The sequence below is a fragment of the Streptomyces sp. NPDC001515 genome (assembly GCF_053597115.1).
Genome location: NZ_JBSFHN010000019.1, coordinates 122609 through 137185 on the forward strand (window position 1 = coordinate 122609; position 14577 = coordinate 137185).

Genomic DNA, 14577 nt, shown 5'->3' on the forward strand with positions numbered 1-14577 from the left:
CCGGGGCCTGTCCGAAAGAAGTTGGGGACCCGTTGTCGCGCCTGCGGGCCGCCATTAACGTGCGCACCGCAGAATCCGGTTCACACCTGACGCACCATCCGAGGCCCTGCCCAAGGAGTGCCGTGACGCAGTTGTCGAGACGTACGCTACTGACCTCGGCCGGAGCGGTGGGCGTGTCCGCCGCGCTCGGCACGCAGATCCCGGCGGTCGCCGGACCCGCCCCCGACACGGCCGGCACGGCGCCCGCGCAGGCGGCGCTGAAGCGCCTGCTGGGCGGGCACGCCGCGCAGTTCCGGCTCACGCTGCTCGACCCGGCGGGCGGGGACCGCTTCCGGGTCGGTGGCCGGCGGGGCCGCGTGGAGGTCGCCGGGACGACTCCGGCGGTGATCCTGACCGGGGTTCACTGGTATCTGAAGTACACGTGCGACGCGGTGATCTCCTGGGCGGGCAGCCAGCTGGACCTGCCGGCCGTGCTGCCGGCGCCCCGGGAGGTGCTGGAGCGCCGGGCGACGGTCCCGCACCGGTTCACGTTCAACGACACCTACGACGGCTACACCGCCCCGTACGCCGACTGGGACCGCTGGGAGCGCACGCTGGACGTGCTGGCCCTGCACGGCTGCAACGAGGTCTATCTGACTGTCGGTCAGGAGGCCGTGTACCACCGGACGATGCGGGAGTTCGGCTACGGCGACGCGGAGGCCAGGGCCTGGATCCCGGCGCCGACCCACCAGCCGTGGTGGCTGCTCCAGAACATGAGCGGGTACGGGGGTCCGGTGGGCCCGGAGCTGATGGCCCGGCGGGCCGCGCTGGGCCGGCGGGCCGCCGACCGGATGCGCGAGCTGGGCATGTCCCCGGTGCTGCCGGGCTACTTCGGCACGGTCCCGGAGGGCTTCGCGGACCGCAATCCGGGCGCGTCCGTCGTCCCGCAGGGCCAGTGGTCCGGATTCCGGCGCCCGGACTGGCTGGATCCGCGCACGGACGCCTTCGCCCGGGTCGCCGCCGCGTTCTACCGCCACCAGCGGGAGCTGTTCGGCGACGTCCCCTCGTACAAGATGGACATCCTGCACGAGGGCGGCAGCGCGGGCGGGGTGGACATCCCCGAGGCGGCGCGCGGGATCGAGCGGGCGTTGCAGACCGCCCGGCCCGGGGCGACCTGGGTGATCATGGGGTGGACCGGCAATCCGCGCCCCGAGCTGCTGGCCGCGTTGGACAGGACCCATGTGCTGATCGTGGACGGGCGCTCGGAGCTGGACGAGGCCACCGACCGGGAGAAGGAGTGGGGGAACACCCCGTACGCCTTCGGGGCCATCCCGAACTTCGGCGGCCGGACCACGCTGGGCGCGATGGCCCCGGCGTGGACCTCGAAGTTCCCGGCGTGGCGCGACAAGCCGGGCAGCGCGCTGACCGGGACGGCGTATCTGCCGGAGTCCACCGACCGCGATCCGGCCGCGTTCGAGCTGTTCACGGAGCTGGCCTGGCGCCCGGAGCCGGTGGACCGGGCCGAGTGGTTCGCGCGGTACGCGCGCTTCCGCTACGGCGGTCCGGACGCGCGGGCCACCGAGACGTTCGCGGCGCTGCGCGACACCGCCTACGACGTGCAGAGCGCCGACGGCCGCCCGCACGACTCGCTGTTCGCGGCCCGGCCCGATCTGGCGGCCGTGAACGCGACCTACTGGGGCACCACCCAGCTGTCGTTCGACTCGGCCGGTTTCGACACCGCCTTCGCGGCGCTGCTCGGCGTGAAGGAGCCGCTGCGGCGCTCGGAGGCGTACCGCTTCGACCTCACCGACTTCGCCCGTCAGGCGCTCGCCAACCGGTCCCGGCAGTTGCTGCCGCAGTTGCGCGCCGCGTACCTCCGCAAGGACCGCGAGGCGTTCGGCGTGCTCTCCGCGCTCTGGCTGAGGCTGATGCGGCTGAGCGAGGAGATGACGGGCGGGCACCGGGCGTTCATGCTCGGGCCGTGGCTGGACGAGGCCCGGCGGGCCGCGTCCTCGCCGGACGAGGCGGCCCAGCTGGAGCACAGCGCCCGCGCGCTGATCACGACCTGGGCCGACCGCCCGGCCGCCGACGGCGGGCTGCTCGCCAACTACGCCAACCGCGACTGGCAGGGGCTGATCGGCGACTTCCACCTGCCGCAGTGGCAGACGTATCTGGACGAGATGGCGGACGCGCTCGCCCACGACCGGGCACCGCGGACCTTCGACTGGTACGCGGTGGAGGAGCCGTGGACGCGCGAACGCCGGAGGTATCCGCTGCGCGAGCTGACCGCCGCGGCCGTGCACCGCACCGCACTGCGGGTGCACGACGTGCTGGCGGCCGCCCCCTACCAGGGCACCGTCACCGTCGCGGCGGACCGGGCGGCGGTGGCGCCGGGCGGCTCGGCCCTGGTCGAGGCCGCGTTCCGCAACGTCAACGGGCTGCGCGCGACCGGGACCGTCTCCTTCTCGCTCTCCGTCCCCGGTCTGGACCCCGAGGCGCGGGAGCCGGTCGAGCTGCCGGGGGTGGCGCCGGGCGGCGGCGCCCGGACCAGCTGGCGGGTCACCGCCCCGGCGGGCGCCCCGAAGGACCCCCTGGAGCCGCACCCCTTCGCGCTGCGGGCGCGTTACGGACCGCTCGGGGAGTCGCCGGTGACGGCGGTGACCGAGGGGCGGATCTATGTGGCCGGGCCGCTGGACTCCGGCTGGCGGACCGTCGACGCCAACGAGGCGTCGTTCGGCCAGGCGGGCGACCGCTTCGCGATCGACGGGGCCGGGCGCGATCTGTGGGGCGCGACGGCCGAGTTCGGCGCGGTGTTCCGGGCCGGGGCGTTCCGGGACGGTTCGACCGCGACCGTTCGGGTGGACGCGCAGGAGAACACCGGGAACTGGGCGCGGGCCGGGCTGATCGTCCGCAACGCGATGGGCACCAAGGGCTCGCGCGGCTTCCTGAATCTGGCGCTGACCCCGGTGAACGGGGTGGTGCTGTCCTACGACGGCAACGGTGACGGCACCCTGGAGAAGCGGGCCTCGGTGCCCGGGGTCACCGGCCCCGTCCTGCTCCGGCTGACCCGGGGCGGTGGCACGTTCACGGGCTCCTGCTCCACGGACGGGGGCGCCACCTGGCACGTCCTGGGCGCGGTGACGGTGCCGGGCGCGGCCGAGGTCCAGGACGCCGGCTTCTTCATGACGGCGGCGAACGGCGGTTCGGGCCGGCGCGGCCGGGCCGATTTCGGCGGCTGGTCGCTGACGGGCTGAGCGCGGGTGCGGCCGGGGCCGGCGGGGCCCCGGCCGCACGCGGGTCACAGGCGCTGGATGATGGTGCCGGTGGCCAGCGCGCCGCCGGCGCACATGGTGATCAGAGCGAACTCCTTGTCCCTGCGCTCCAGTTCGTGCAGGGCGGTGGTGATCAGCCGGGCGCCGGTGGCACCGACCGGGTGGCCGAGCGCGATCGCGCCGCCGTTGACGTTGACCTTCTCCAGGTCCTGGTCGAAGACCCGGGCCCAGCTGAGGACGACGGAGGCGAAGGCCTCATTGATCTCCACCAGGTCGATGTCCTTGAGCGACATCCCGGCCTTGCCGAGCACGGCGCGGGTGGCGTCGATGGGACCGTCGAGGTGGAAGTGCGGATCGGAGCCGACCAGGGCCTGGGCGACGATCCGGGCGCGCGGCTTGAGCTTGAGCGCCCGCGCCATCCGCTTGGAGGACCACATGATCGCGCAGGCGCCGTCGGAGATCTGCGAGGCGTTGCCCGCGGTGTGGACGGCGGTGGGCATGACGGGCTTGAGCCGGGCCAGGCCCTCCATCGTGGTGTCGCGCAGCCCCTCGTCCCGGTCGACCAGCCGCCACATCCCCTGGCCGGCGGCCTGCTCCTCCTCGGTGGTGGGGACCTGCACGGCGTACGTCTCGCGCTTGAAGCGCTCCTCGGCCCAGGCGGCGGCGGCCCGCTGCTGCGAGAGGAGGCCGAGGGCGTCGACGTCCTCCCGGGTGAGGCCGCGGTTGCGGGCGATGCGCTCGGCGGCCTCGAACTGGTTGGGCAGGTCCACGTTCCACTCGTCGGGCCAGGGCTTGCCCGGTCCGTGCTTGGAGCCGCTGCCCAGCGGGACCCGCGACATGGCCTCGACCCCGCAGCTGATGCCGACGTCGATGACCCCGGCGGCGACCATGTTGGCGACCATGTGGGATGCCTGCTGCGAGGAGCCGCACTGGCAGTCCACGGTCGTCGCGGCCGTCTCGTACGGGAGTCCGACGGTGAGCCAGGCGTTGCGCGCCGGGTTCATGGACTGTTCGCCGGCGTGGGTGACGGTGCCGCCGACGATCTGCTCGACGCAGTCGGCCTGGATGCCGGTGCGCCCGAGGAGTTCTCGGTAGGTCTCACCCAGCAGATAGGCCGGGTGCAGATTGGCGAGCGCGCCTCCGCGCTTGCCGATCGGGGTGCGTACGGCTTCGACGATGACGGGTTCCGCGGCCATGAGCTCGTCCTCTCCATCGCTCTTCCGCAGGGGCGTCCCGGCGCCGGCGGAAGGAACTAGTACGCGTTCTAGTTCTTTCAGCAGTCTTATGAGCCTTACCCCCGGTACGCAAGGGGCGTGCACCGACCTTGCGGCCTTCAGCCACACCTCCCCACCGCGAACTTGTCCGGTTCGGCACGGCTCCGCGCAACAGATCGGGCCATGGGCCTTGTCAGTTGTAGAACTCGTTACTACCTTTCCCGGCAACTTCTGATGGGTCGTCAGACAACGCCCGACGGCTCTCGGACCGACCCGGAGTTCTCGACCTGGAGCCGCTGATGCCCTGCCCCCATCTGCCCGAAGGGTTCGACTTCACCGACCCCGACCTGCTCCAAGCCCGTGTACCCCACCCCGAGTTCGCCCTCATGCGGGAGACGGCCCCGGTCTGGTGGTGCACCCAGCCCACCGGCATCTCGGGCTTCGACGACTCCGGCTACTGGGTCGTGACCCGGCACGCCGACGTCAAGTACGTCTCCACCCACCCCGAGCTGTTCTCGTCGAACACCAACACCGCCGTGATCCGCTTCAACGAGTCGATCAACCGCGACCAGATCGACGTGCAGAAGCTCATCATGCTCAACATGGACCCGCCCGAACACACCCGGGTCCGCCAGATCATCCAGCGCGGTTTCACCCCCCGTGCCGTCCGGTCCCTGGAGGAGACGCTGCGCCGGCGCGCCCGCTCGATCGTGGACGCGGCGCTCGCCTCGGCCGACGACGGCGGAGCGTTCGACTTCGTCACCAACATCGCGGTGGAGCTGCCGCTCCAGGCCATCGCGGAGCTGATCGGCGTCCCCCAGGAGGACCGCGCCCGGATCTTCGACTGGTCGAACAAGATGGCCGCGTACGACGACCCGGAGTACGCGATCACCGAGGAGATCGGCGCCGAGGCGGCCATGGAGATCGTCTCGTACTCGATGAACCTCGCGGCGGCCCGCAAGGAGTGCCCGGCCGAGGACATCGTGACGCGGCTGGTCGCGGCCGAAGGCGAGGGCAACCTCTCCTCCGACGAGTTCGGCTTCTTCGTGATCCTGCTCGCCGTGGCCGGCAACGAGACCACCCGCAACGCCATCAGCCACGGCATGCACGCCTTCCTCACCCACCCCGAGCAGTGGGAGCTGTACAAGCGCGAGCGCCCCGCGACGACCGCCGAGGAGATCGTCCGCTGGGCGACCCCCGTCGTCTCCTTCCAGCGCACCGCGACCCAGGACACGGAACTGGGCGGGCAGCGGATCAGGAAGGGCGACCGGGTCGGGCTGTTCTACTCCTCCGCCAACAACGACCCCGAGGTCTTCGAGAACCCGGAAGCCTTCGACATCACCCGCGACCCCAACCCGCACCTCGGCTTCGGCGGCGGCGGACCGCACTTCTGCCTGGGCAAGTCGCTCGCCGTGATGGAGATCGACCTGATCTTCAACGCCGTCGCGGACACCCTGCCGGACCTGCGGCTGATCGGCGAACCCCGCCGGCTGCGCTCGGCCTGGCTCAACGGCATCAAGGAACTGCGGGTCAGCACCTCGGCGGGGTGAGCACCCGGCCCGGGGGCCGCGCTCGCACCCCCGTGCCGGGGGCGCACATCCGTGCGGAGATCATGGCGGGATGTCCGCCGTGCTCTCCGCCTTCACCCCGATCTGGCTGCTCACCGGGATCGGTTACGCGGTCGGCCGGGGCGGACTCCTGGGAGCGCAGGCGGAGTCCGTCCTCGGCCGCTTCGTCTTCCATGTGGCCATGCCCGCCGCCCTGTTCACGATGGTGTCCGGGGCGCGTCCCGGCACGTTCGCGCATCCGCCGCTGGTGGCCTTCGGCGCGGGCACGGCCGCCGTGTCCGCGCTGGGCTACGCGGTCCACCGGCGGTGCTTCGGCCGGGACCGGGCCGGGGCGGCGATCGGCGCCATGTCCTGCGGCTACGTCAACTCCGCCAACCTGGGCATCCCGGTGGCCGTCCAGGTGCTGGGGGACGCCTCGTTCGTCGCCCAGGTCATCCTGTTCCAGGTGCTGCTGGTCTCGCCGGTGATCCTGACCCTGCTGGACTCGGGCACCCGCGGGCGCGGCGGACGGCGCCGCGACGGGCTGCGGCGCCTGGCGACCCTGCCCTTCCGCAACCCGATCATCCTGGCCTCGCTGCTCGGGGTGGCCGTCTCCGCGACGGGGCTGCACCCGCCCGCCGCGCTCACCCGCCCCCTGGACGTGCTCGGCGCCGCCGCCGTGCCCACCGCGTTGATCGCGCTGGGGCTGTCGCTGCACCGGGGGCCCGAGGACGCCACCGGCCCGGCCCCGCGCCGGGCGGAGACCGCGGTGGCGGTCGCGCTGAAGACGCTGGCGCAGCCGCTGGCCGCGTATCTCGTCGCGGGGCCGCTGATGGGCCTGCCCGGCCACCAGCTGGCGGCCGTGGTGGTCTGCTCGGCCCTGCCGACCGCGCAGAACGCCTTCGTCTACGCCCGCGAGTACGGCCTGGGCACCGCCGGGGCCCGGGACGCCGTGATCGCCTCCACGCTGGTGTCGATGGTGACGCTCTCCCTCGCCGCCTGGGCGACGGCGGGCTGATCCGCCCGAATGGCGGTCGCGGGCCCCGGGGCGGATGCTGGAGGGGCGACGATCCACCGGCGAGGGGGCGTCGGGACGGCCACGGCCCGTCCGACGCCCCCTCGCCCTTGTCCTCGCCCTCCGCCCCGCCCCGGCGCCCGCGCGCCCGGTCAGGCGCTCTCGGGCACCCGGGCCGGCGGCGTCAGCGGGTCCGGGTCCGGGCCGGGGTCCTTCGCCACCGCCTCCGCCACCGGGGCGCGCAGCCGGCGCGGACCGCACAGCACATGGGTGAGCCCGAAGCCGAGGGCGACGACCAGGGCCCCGCCCACCGCGTCGAGCACCCAGTGGTTGCCGGTCGCGATGATCGTGGAGACCGTGAACAGCGGGTGCAGCACGCCCAGCGCCTTCATCCACACCTTCGGGGCGATCATCACGATCACCACCCCGCACCACAGCGACCAGCCGAAGTGCAGCGAGGGCATCGCGGCGTACTGGTTGGTCACCCCGGTCAGCGTGCCGTAGTCCGGCTTGGCGAAGTCCTGGACGCCGTGGACCGTGTCGATGAAGCCGAGGCCCGGCATCAGCCGGGGCGGGGCGAGCGGGTAGAGCCAGAAGCCGACCAGCGCCAGCACCGTGGCGAAGCCGATGGAGCTGCGCACCCAGCGGTAGTCGGCGGGTCGGCGGACGTACAGCACGCCGAGGATGGTGAGCGGCACGATGAAGTGGAACGTCGAGTAGTAGTAGTCGAAAAAGTCCCGCAGCCAGTCCACCTTCACGACCGCGTGGTTGGCCCAGTGCTCGATGTCGATGTGCAGCCACTGCTCCAGGGAGTGGATCTGCCGGCCGTGGTGCTCGGCGGTGGCGCGGCCGGCCGTCGCGGCGAGGCGCACGTGCTGGTAGGCGGAGTAGACGACCCGGATCAGCAGGAGTTCGAGCAGCAGGTTGGGCCGGCTCGTCACCCGCCGCCAGAACGGCAGCAGCGGCACCCGGCTCCAGCGGGAGGCGGCCGGGGCCCGGTAGTCGGTGGGCACCGGGTGCTGCCAGTACGGCGAGGTGCGGGGCAGGAAGGGCGCGGCGACGGCGGCCCCGAGCGCCGCGATCAGCAGCACGTTGTCGCGGACCGGGAACACCGCCTCGATGTTCGGCAGCAGCATCTTGCCGGGCAGGGTCAGGACGAGGACGACAACGGCCGGCCACACCAGCCGGTCGGAGGCCCGCTTCCCGACCCGGCCCACCACGGCCAGCAGCACCCACAGCAGCTGGTGCTGCCAGGCCGTCGGGGAGACGGCGACCGCGACGCAGCCGGTCACGGCGACGGCGAGCAGCAACTGCCCGTCCCGGGCGTACCGCACCGCGCGGCGCAGCCCGAGCAGGCAGACGGTGGCGGCCAGGACCACGAAGAGGGTGATCTCCAGCGGTCCGGTCAGGCCGAACCGGAGCAGCGCGCCGTGCAGGGACTGGTTGGCGAGGCTGTCGGCCTGGTCGCCGAGGCCGGCGCCGGCGACATGGTGCACCCAGTACGTCCAGGAGTCGTGCGGCATCGCGGCCCAGGCGAGCGCGGTGCAGACGGCGAAGGCGGCGCCGCCGGTGAGGGCGGCGGTCCGTCTGCCGGTCAGCCAGAACAGCACGGCGAACAGGAGCACGGCCGGCTGGAGGGCGGCGGCGATCCCGACCAGCACGCCGGAGGCCCGTTCGCCCCGGACCGCGAAACAGCCGACGAGGACCAGGAGGACCGGCAGGATGCTGGTCTGGCCGAGGTGGAGGGCGTTGCGCACCGGCAGCGAGAGCATCAGCAGGCTGATCGCGACGGGGGCGGCGAGCAGCGCGGTGCGGCGGCCGACGGGGGCGGGCAGGGCGCGGGCGGCGACGACGCCGAGCGCGGCGACGAGGAGCAGCGAGCCGAAGGTCCAGACGACGCCGAGGTTCTGTTCCGCGAGGCGGGTGAGCGGCTTGAGGACGAGGCCGGCGAACGGGGTGCCGGTGAAGCGGTCGGTGTCGTAAAGGGACCCCGTCACATGGAGCACACCGTTGTCACCGATCCAGGTCTCCAGGTCGGTGAGCCGTTCGCCGGGCGGCTGCCGCAGCACCACCGCCATCTGCCGTACCGCCAGGACGGCCACGACCAGCCAGAGCACGGCGCGGGCCGCCCCGGTCCTCGCTCCCGTCACCGCGTCCCCGTGCACCCTGTGCTCCGCATTCGCCACGTTGCGCCGACCCTCCCGACATCCGCCACCGTTTGTGCCTGTCCGTCATGCTCTGAAACCTTCGCATTGCGCTCTGGGGAAGACCCAATCAACCCCCTCTTCGCCTGACTGTCATCCGGCTTCTGTCCGAAAGAATGCCCGGCGGTGGCGTGGCGGCGGGCCGGACGCGCGGGAACCGGGGGGAGCGGCGGCACGTCTGAGCCCCTGATCGGCGATCACGGGGAGGCCAGAAGAGATGCGCGGTACGGGGAGCGGGCGGGGGGAGCGGCACCGGCGGCGCGCCTGGGCGGCACGGGCGCTGTCCCTGGTGCTGCTGGTGTTCTCAGTGCAGCTGGGGTCGCTGGTGGCACCGGCGTACGCCTGCGGCTGCGGGGCGATGGTCGTGGATCCCGGGCACCGGGTGGCCGTGGGCCGGGAGACGTCCGTGGTGAGCTGGGACGGGACCACCGAGCAGATCGTGATGCGGCTCACCGTGCGCGGGGACGCCCCCGAGGCCGCCTGGATCATGCCGGTGCCGCACCGGGCGACGGTCGAGCTGGGTGAGCCTTCTCTCTTCTCCGAGCTGGAGTCCCTGACCGCCCCGGTGCGCCGTGAGCGTTCCTACTTCTGGCCGCGCTCGGACGACTGGCCGTTCGGCGGTTCCGGGCACGCCGTCGGGGACGCCGCCCCGGCACCCGGCGCGGCCCGCCCGGTCGAGGTCGTCGGCCGGGAGCGGCTCGGTCCCTTCGACGTGGCGCGGCTGGCGGCGACGGACCCGCGGGCGCTGGAGGACTGGCTGAAGCTGAACGGCTTCGAGCTCCCGGACCGGCTGGCGACGGCCCTGCGCCCGTACGTCGAGCAGAAGTGGGAGTACGTGGCGGTGCGGCTGGCCCCGAGCAGGAGCGGGGCCGCGCTGAGCGGCACGCTGGACCCGCTGCGGCTGCGCTTCGCCAGCGACCGCCTCGTCTATCCGATGCGCCTGTCCGAACTGGCCGCGACCCCGCAGTCGCTGGGGCTCTACGTGCTGGCCGCGCACCGGATGGAGCCGAGCGGCACGATCGGCGGGCAGCGGCCCGAGGTGACGTACGCCGGGCGGGTGGACACCGTCGCCGAGCACAGCCGCTACCCGGCGATGAGCGTGCTGGCGGGCCGGAAGCCGGTCTTCGTGACGGCGATCGAGCAGTCCTTCCCGCGTCCGGAGCTGATCGACGGGGACCACGTCCTGCGGGCCGCCGGCGCGGACACCCCGTACCAGCGGGTGACCTACCGGGACACGCTGCTGACGGTGGGCGGCGTCCCGGTCTGGGCGCTGACCGTCTTCGGCGGGGCGGCGGCGGTGGCCGGCGCGCTGTTCTGGGCGCTGCGGGCCCGGCGGCGGCGCCCGGTGGTGCCCCCGCCGCCGGTGACGGTCCCGCCGCCGCTGGGCTGAGCGGGGGGCTGGGTGGCGGGGCGGTGGGGCCGAGGGCCCGCGCCTGCGACCTGGGGCGGGGGCCGGTGCCCGCGCCTGGGGCCGGGCCGGGCCCGGGGCTTGCGCCCTGGCCCCGGCCCGGGATCCGGCGCCCGGGGTCATTCCTCTTCCGGGATGCCCGCCTGCCAGCCGGTGAAGAGCGGGACCTCGCCGCCGCCGTCCAGGACCACGATGCCGAAGGGCCGGTCGAAGGCGATGTGGAGGTGGCGCAGCGGCTCGGCCGGCGCGGCTCCGGCCATGGCGACCGTGGTCACGGCCGCCGCCTCCACGCCTTCCTCGGCCACCTTCACCACGGCTTCCTGGGCGATTTCGGAGATCATCAACCGCTCCGGCGAGATGCCGGAGAAGTCGGCCGCTCCGGACGCCGCCTCCCGGATGCCGAGGGCCGCCAACTGGTCGGTGACCTGAACGCGTGTACGGAGGGTGAATCGCGGGACGGTCATGCTCACATAGTCCGCCTCCACGGGGGTGCGCCGGTCCGCCGGGGCCCACGCGGCGGGCAGCACCTCGGCCGCGCCCGCGCCCGGTCCGCCCAGCACCAGCCGGACCCTGGCCGGCGCCCCGCCGCCCTCACCGGCCCGGCACAGCAGTTCGACGACCCGCACGGACCCGACGGTCCACGTCTCCCACGGCTCGGGTTCGCCGTACATCGTCGGCACCGGGCGGCTCGTGCCGTCGGCGGCGGTGAACGGCAGGTCCTCGGTCTCGTCCGGCTCGAACGGCACCTCCCAGCGGGCCTTGAGCGCGAGCACGTTGACGAGGACGAGCAGCATCGAGGCGTCGATCCGCACGGGCAGCCGGCCGATGAGCCCGTCGGTCGCCTCCCGCACCCAGGCGTCGGCCCCCGCGGGGTCCATGGGCCCGATGGGGACGTCCGCGAGCGCCGCCCCGTACTCCGGACGCACCGGCACCCGGCTCCAGACCCGGGTCGCCACCTTCAGCGCGTCGGTCGCGGCCAGTTCCCGGGAGGCGGCCGTCACCGCCTCGGCGGCCTCCGCCCCGGCGGCCCCGAGCGCGGCGCGCAGTTCGTCCGCCGTGGTGCCCCGCGCCCCGGCGGCGACGGCGGAGAGGGCCAGCCACAGCCCGGCGGGCGAGCAGACGAAACCCGCCTCCGGCCGCGCGGCCAGCACCCCGATCCACCGCTCGGCGAGACCGCGCACGGCCTCCCCCCTGGTCATCCGTTCCGCCTCCGGCACGTCCGGCCCCCTGCCGCTCCGTCGTTCGGGCACAAACCCGTTTTCCGTACATGTGTACGCGAGGACAGAATGACCCGATGACGTGGACCGTGACCCCCGAACGCTTCGATTCGCCCGATGCCGCGCTGCTGCGCCGGGACTACTACGACGAGGTGGCGAGCCGGTACTGGGGGCGTCCCGCGACCGCGCGCGAGATCGACGAGGGGCTCGCCGACGACGGCGCGGACCTCCTCGCGCCGCCCACCGGGGCTTTCGTCGTCGGCCGTCTCGGCGGCCGGGCGCAGGCGTGCGCCGGCCTGGTCCTGGGGGACGCGGGGACGGCGGAGCTGACCCGGGTCTTCGTCCGCCCCGGGGCCCGGGGCACGGGCGGCGGCGGACTGCTGCTCGCGGCGGTCGAGGAGCTGGCCCGGACCGCCGGCGTACGCCTGCTGCGCCTGGACACCCGCGCCGACCTCGTCGAGGCCCGAGGGCTGTACGCCAAGCACGGCTACCGCGAGGTCCCGCCCTTCCACCACCGGCAGTACGCCGAGCACTGGTTCGCCAAGGAGCTGTAGGCCGCTCCCGGCCGGGCTCAGTCGGACGGCGGCTCGTGGGGGTGGCCGGCCGCGTGGTCCCGCCGGGGTTCGGGGCTGTGCGGGCGCTCCTTGCTCGACCCGTTGGTCTCCTCGGTCAGCTCGGCCACCAGGGCCACCAGGTCCGTCGGCCGGTCCGGCCCCCACCAGTCGCCCAGCAGTTCGGCCAGCGACTCCTCCCGGGCGCGGGCGAGCTTCACCACGGCCTCGGCGCCCGGCTCGGTGAGGACCAGCTGCACCCCGATCCGGCGGGCCAGCCCCCGCTCCTCCAGCTGCCGGGCCGCGTCGCTGATCACCCGGAGCGGTACGGGGGCGATGTCGGCGAGCCGGGAGGGCTCCACAGTCCCGTGGCGCTTGATGCGCAGCAGCATCCACCCGGCGGCGGGCAGCAGGTCGTATCCGGCCCGCTCGGTGATCTTCACATAGATCTCGCGGCGCCCCTCCCGGGTGGCCAGGACGGAGAGCGCGCGGGCGCATTCGTCGTACGAGGAGCGCTCGACCGGGTTGGAGGCCAGCGTCTCGCTGGGGTCCGGGGCGGTCACCGAACCGCGCAGCTTGTCCTCCTTGAGCAGCCAGGCGAAGAGGAAGGCGACCAGGACGACAGGGGCGGCGTACAGGAACACATCGGTGATCGAGGTGGAGTACGCGTGCAGGACCGGCTGCCGGAGCGACGGCGGGAGCTGGCCGATGGCCCGGGGATCGGCGGCGAGGCTGTCCGCGCTGACACCGGGCGGAAGGGTGCGGCCGGCGAGGGCGGTGCCGAGTTTGTCGGTGAGCCGGTTGGTGAAGATGGTGCCGAAGACGGCGACGCCGAACGAGGCGCCGATGGACCGGAAGAAGGTCGCCCCGGAGGTGGCGACGCCGAGGTCCCGGTACGCCACGGCGTTCTGCACCACGAGGACGAGGACCTGCATGACCAGGCCGAGTCCCGCGCCGAAGACGAAGAAGTAGATGCTCATCTCCCACGTGGGACTGGTCTCCGTGAGCCGGTGCAGCAGGACCAGCCCGACCGCGGTGAGGCCGGTGCCGACGACCGGGAAGACCTTCCAGCGGCCGGTGCGGCTGACGACCTGCCCGGACGCGGTGGAGGTGATCAGCAGCCCGAACACCATGGGGAGCATGTGCACGCCGGACATGGTCGGCGTGATGCCGTGCACCACCTGGAGGAACGTCGGCAGATAGGTCATCGCGCCGAACATCGCGAAGCCGACGACGAAGCTGATCACCGCGACGAGGCTGAAGGTCCTGATCCGGAACAGCTTCAGCGGCAGTACGGGCTCCGCCGCGCGCCGTTCCACGTACACGAAGGCGATCAGCAGCACCACGCTGAGCGCGGCGAGCGCGATGATCTGCGGGGAGCCCCAGGCCCAGGTCGTCCCGCCGAGGGAGGCGACGAGGACCAGGCAGGTGGCGACCGAGGCGATGAGGAAGGTGCCGAGGTAGTCGATGGTGTGCGGGGTGCGGCGGACCGGGATGTGGAGCACGGCGGCGATGACGACGAGGGCGACCACCCCGATCGGCAGGTTGATGTAGAAGACCCAGCGCCAGCTGAGGTGTTCCGTGAAGAAGCCGCCGAGCAGCGGGCCGAGGACGCTGGTCGCGCCGAACACCGCACCGAACAGCCCCTGGTACTTGCCGCGTTCGCGCGGGGCGACGATGTCCCCGACGATCGCCATCGACAGCACCATCAGCCCGCCGCCGCCGAGCCCCTGGAGGGCGCGGAAGGCGATCAGCTGCGGCATGTTCTGGGCGACGCCGCAGAGCGCCGAGCCGATCAGGAAGATGACGATCGCGATCTGGAAGAGGCGCTTGCGCCCGTACTGGTCGCCGAGCTTGCCCCAGAGCGGCGTCGCCGCGGTCGAGGCCAGGAGGTAGGCGGTGACCACCCACGACAGGTGTTCCAGACCGCCGAGGTCGCTGACGATCGTCGGCAGCGCCGTGGAGACGATGGTCTGGTCGAGCGCCGCCAGCAGCATGCCGAGGAGCAGGGCCCCGATCGCCACCAGGACGGAGCGGGTGGAGCGCTCGGCTCCAGGTGCCGGGGCGGGGCTCAGCTGCTGGGCCATGGAACATCTCCTCGGATCCGCTACACCCCCATCCTGTCCGTTCCGCCCCGTTATGGCCTGCCGAGGGACCGGGCGATTGGGCT

Annotated in this window: 9 protein-coding genes; 5 read left to right on the forward strand and 4 right to left on the reverse strand. The window is 73.3% G+C overall.

Features of this window, described 5'->3' with window-relative positions; translation table 11 throughout:
• Nucleotides 1–122: 122 nt before the first annotated feature.
• Entirely contained in the window at nucleotides 123–3233 is a 3111-nt protein-coding gene (locus ACWCXC_RS21210; RefSeq protein ID WP_450890198.1) for an alpha-N-acetylglucosaminidase, read from the forward strand.
• 44 nt (nucleotides 3234–3277) lie between these two features.
• On the opposite strand, the gene ACWCXC_RS21215 is transcribed toward ACWCXC_RS21210, so the two are convergent.
• Entirely contained in the window at nucleotides 3278–4447 is a 1170-nt protein-coding gene (locus tag ACWCXC_RS21215; RefSeq protein ID WP_450685847.1) for a steroid 3-ketoacyl-CoA thiolase, read from the reverse strand.
• Nucleotides 4448–4764: 317 nt separating this feature from the next.
• Between ACWCXC_RS21215 and ACWCXC_RS21220 the strand changes: the two genes are divergently transcribed.
• Both ACWCXC_RS21220 and ACWCXC_RS21225 read left to right on the forward strand, forming a co-directional pair.
• Nucleotides 4765–6015, forward strand: a complete 1251-nt coding sequence (locus ACWCXC_RS21220) for a cytochrome P450 (RefSeq protein WP_450685848.1) — start codon at nucleotides 4765–4767, stop codon at nucleotides 6013–6015.
• Between the two features lie 70 nt (nucleotides 6016–6085).
• Nucleotides 6086–7030, forward strand: coding sequence for an AEC family transporter (locus ACWCXC_RS21225; RefSeq protein WP_450890199.1), 945 nt, complete (start codon nucleotides 6086–6088; stop codon nucleotides 7028–7030).
• 149 nt (nucleotides 7031–7179) lie between these two features.
• Here the strand turns inward: ACWCXC_RS21225 and ACWCXC_RS21230 are convergent, their stop codons facing one another.
• Nucleotides 7180–9144, reverse strand: a complete 1965-nt coding sequence (locus ACWCXC_RS21230; RefSeq protein ID WP_450890222.1) for a bifunctional glycosyltransferase 87/phosphatase PAP2 family protein — start codon at nucleotides 9142–9144, stop codon at nucleotides 7180–7182.
• Nucleotides 9145–9448: 304 nt separating this feature from the next.
• Between ACWCXC_RS21230 and ACWCXC_RS21235 the strand changes: the two genes are divergently transcribed.
• The gene (locus ACWCXC_RS21235; RefSeq protein WP_450890200.1) at nucleotides 9449–10621 is read left to right on the forward strand and encodes a DUF2330 domain-containing protein; all 1173 of its coding nucleotides are present in this window, start codon (nucleotides 9449–9451) and stop codon (nucleotides 10619–10621) included.
• A 137-nt stretch (nucleotides 10622–10758) separates the two neighbouring features.
• Here the strand turns inward: ACWCXC_RS21235 and ACWCXC_RS21240 are convergent, their stop codons facing one another.
• Complete coding sequence (locus ACWCXC_RS21240; RefSeq protein WP_450684526.1) at nucleotides 10759–11838, reverse strand: serpin family protein; 1080 nt, start codon at nucleotides 11836–11838, stop codon at nucleotides 10759–10761.
• 95 nt (nucleotides 11839–11933) lie between these two features.
• Between ACWCXC_RS21240 and ACWCXC_RS21245 the strand changes: the two genes are divergently transcribed.
• Nucleotides 11934–12410 (forward strand): GNAT family N-acetyltransferase, encoded by a 477-nt coding sequence (locus ACWCXC_RS21245; protein WP_450684525.1) that lies wholly within the window; start codon nucleotides 11934–11936, stop codon nucleotides 12408–12410.
• A 17-nt stretch (nucleotides 12411–12427) separates the two neighbouring features.
• Here the strand turns inward: ACWCXC_RS21245 and ACWCXC_RS21250 are convergent, their stop codons facing one another.
• Complete coding sequence (locus tag ACWCXC_RS21250) at nucleotides 12428–14494, reverse strand: MFS transporter (RefSeq protein ID WP_450890201.1); 2067 nt, start codon at nucleotides 14492–14494, stop codon at nucleotides 12428–12430.
• Nucleotides 14495–14577: the final 83 nt, after the last annotated feature.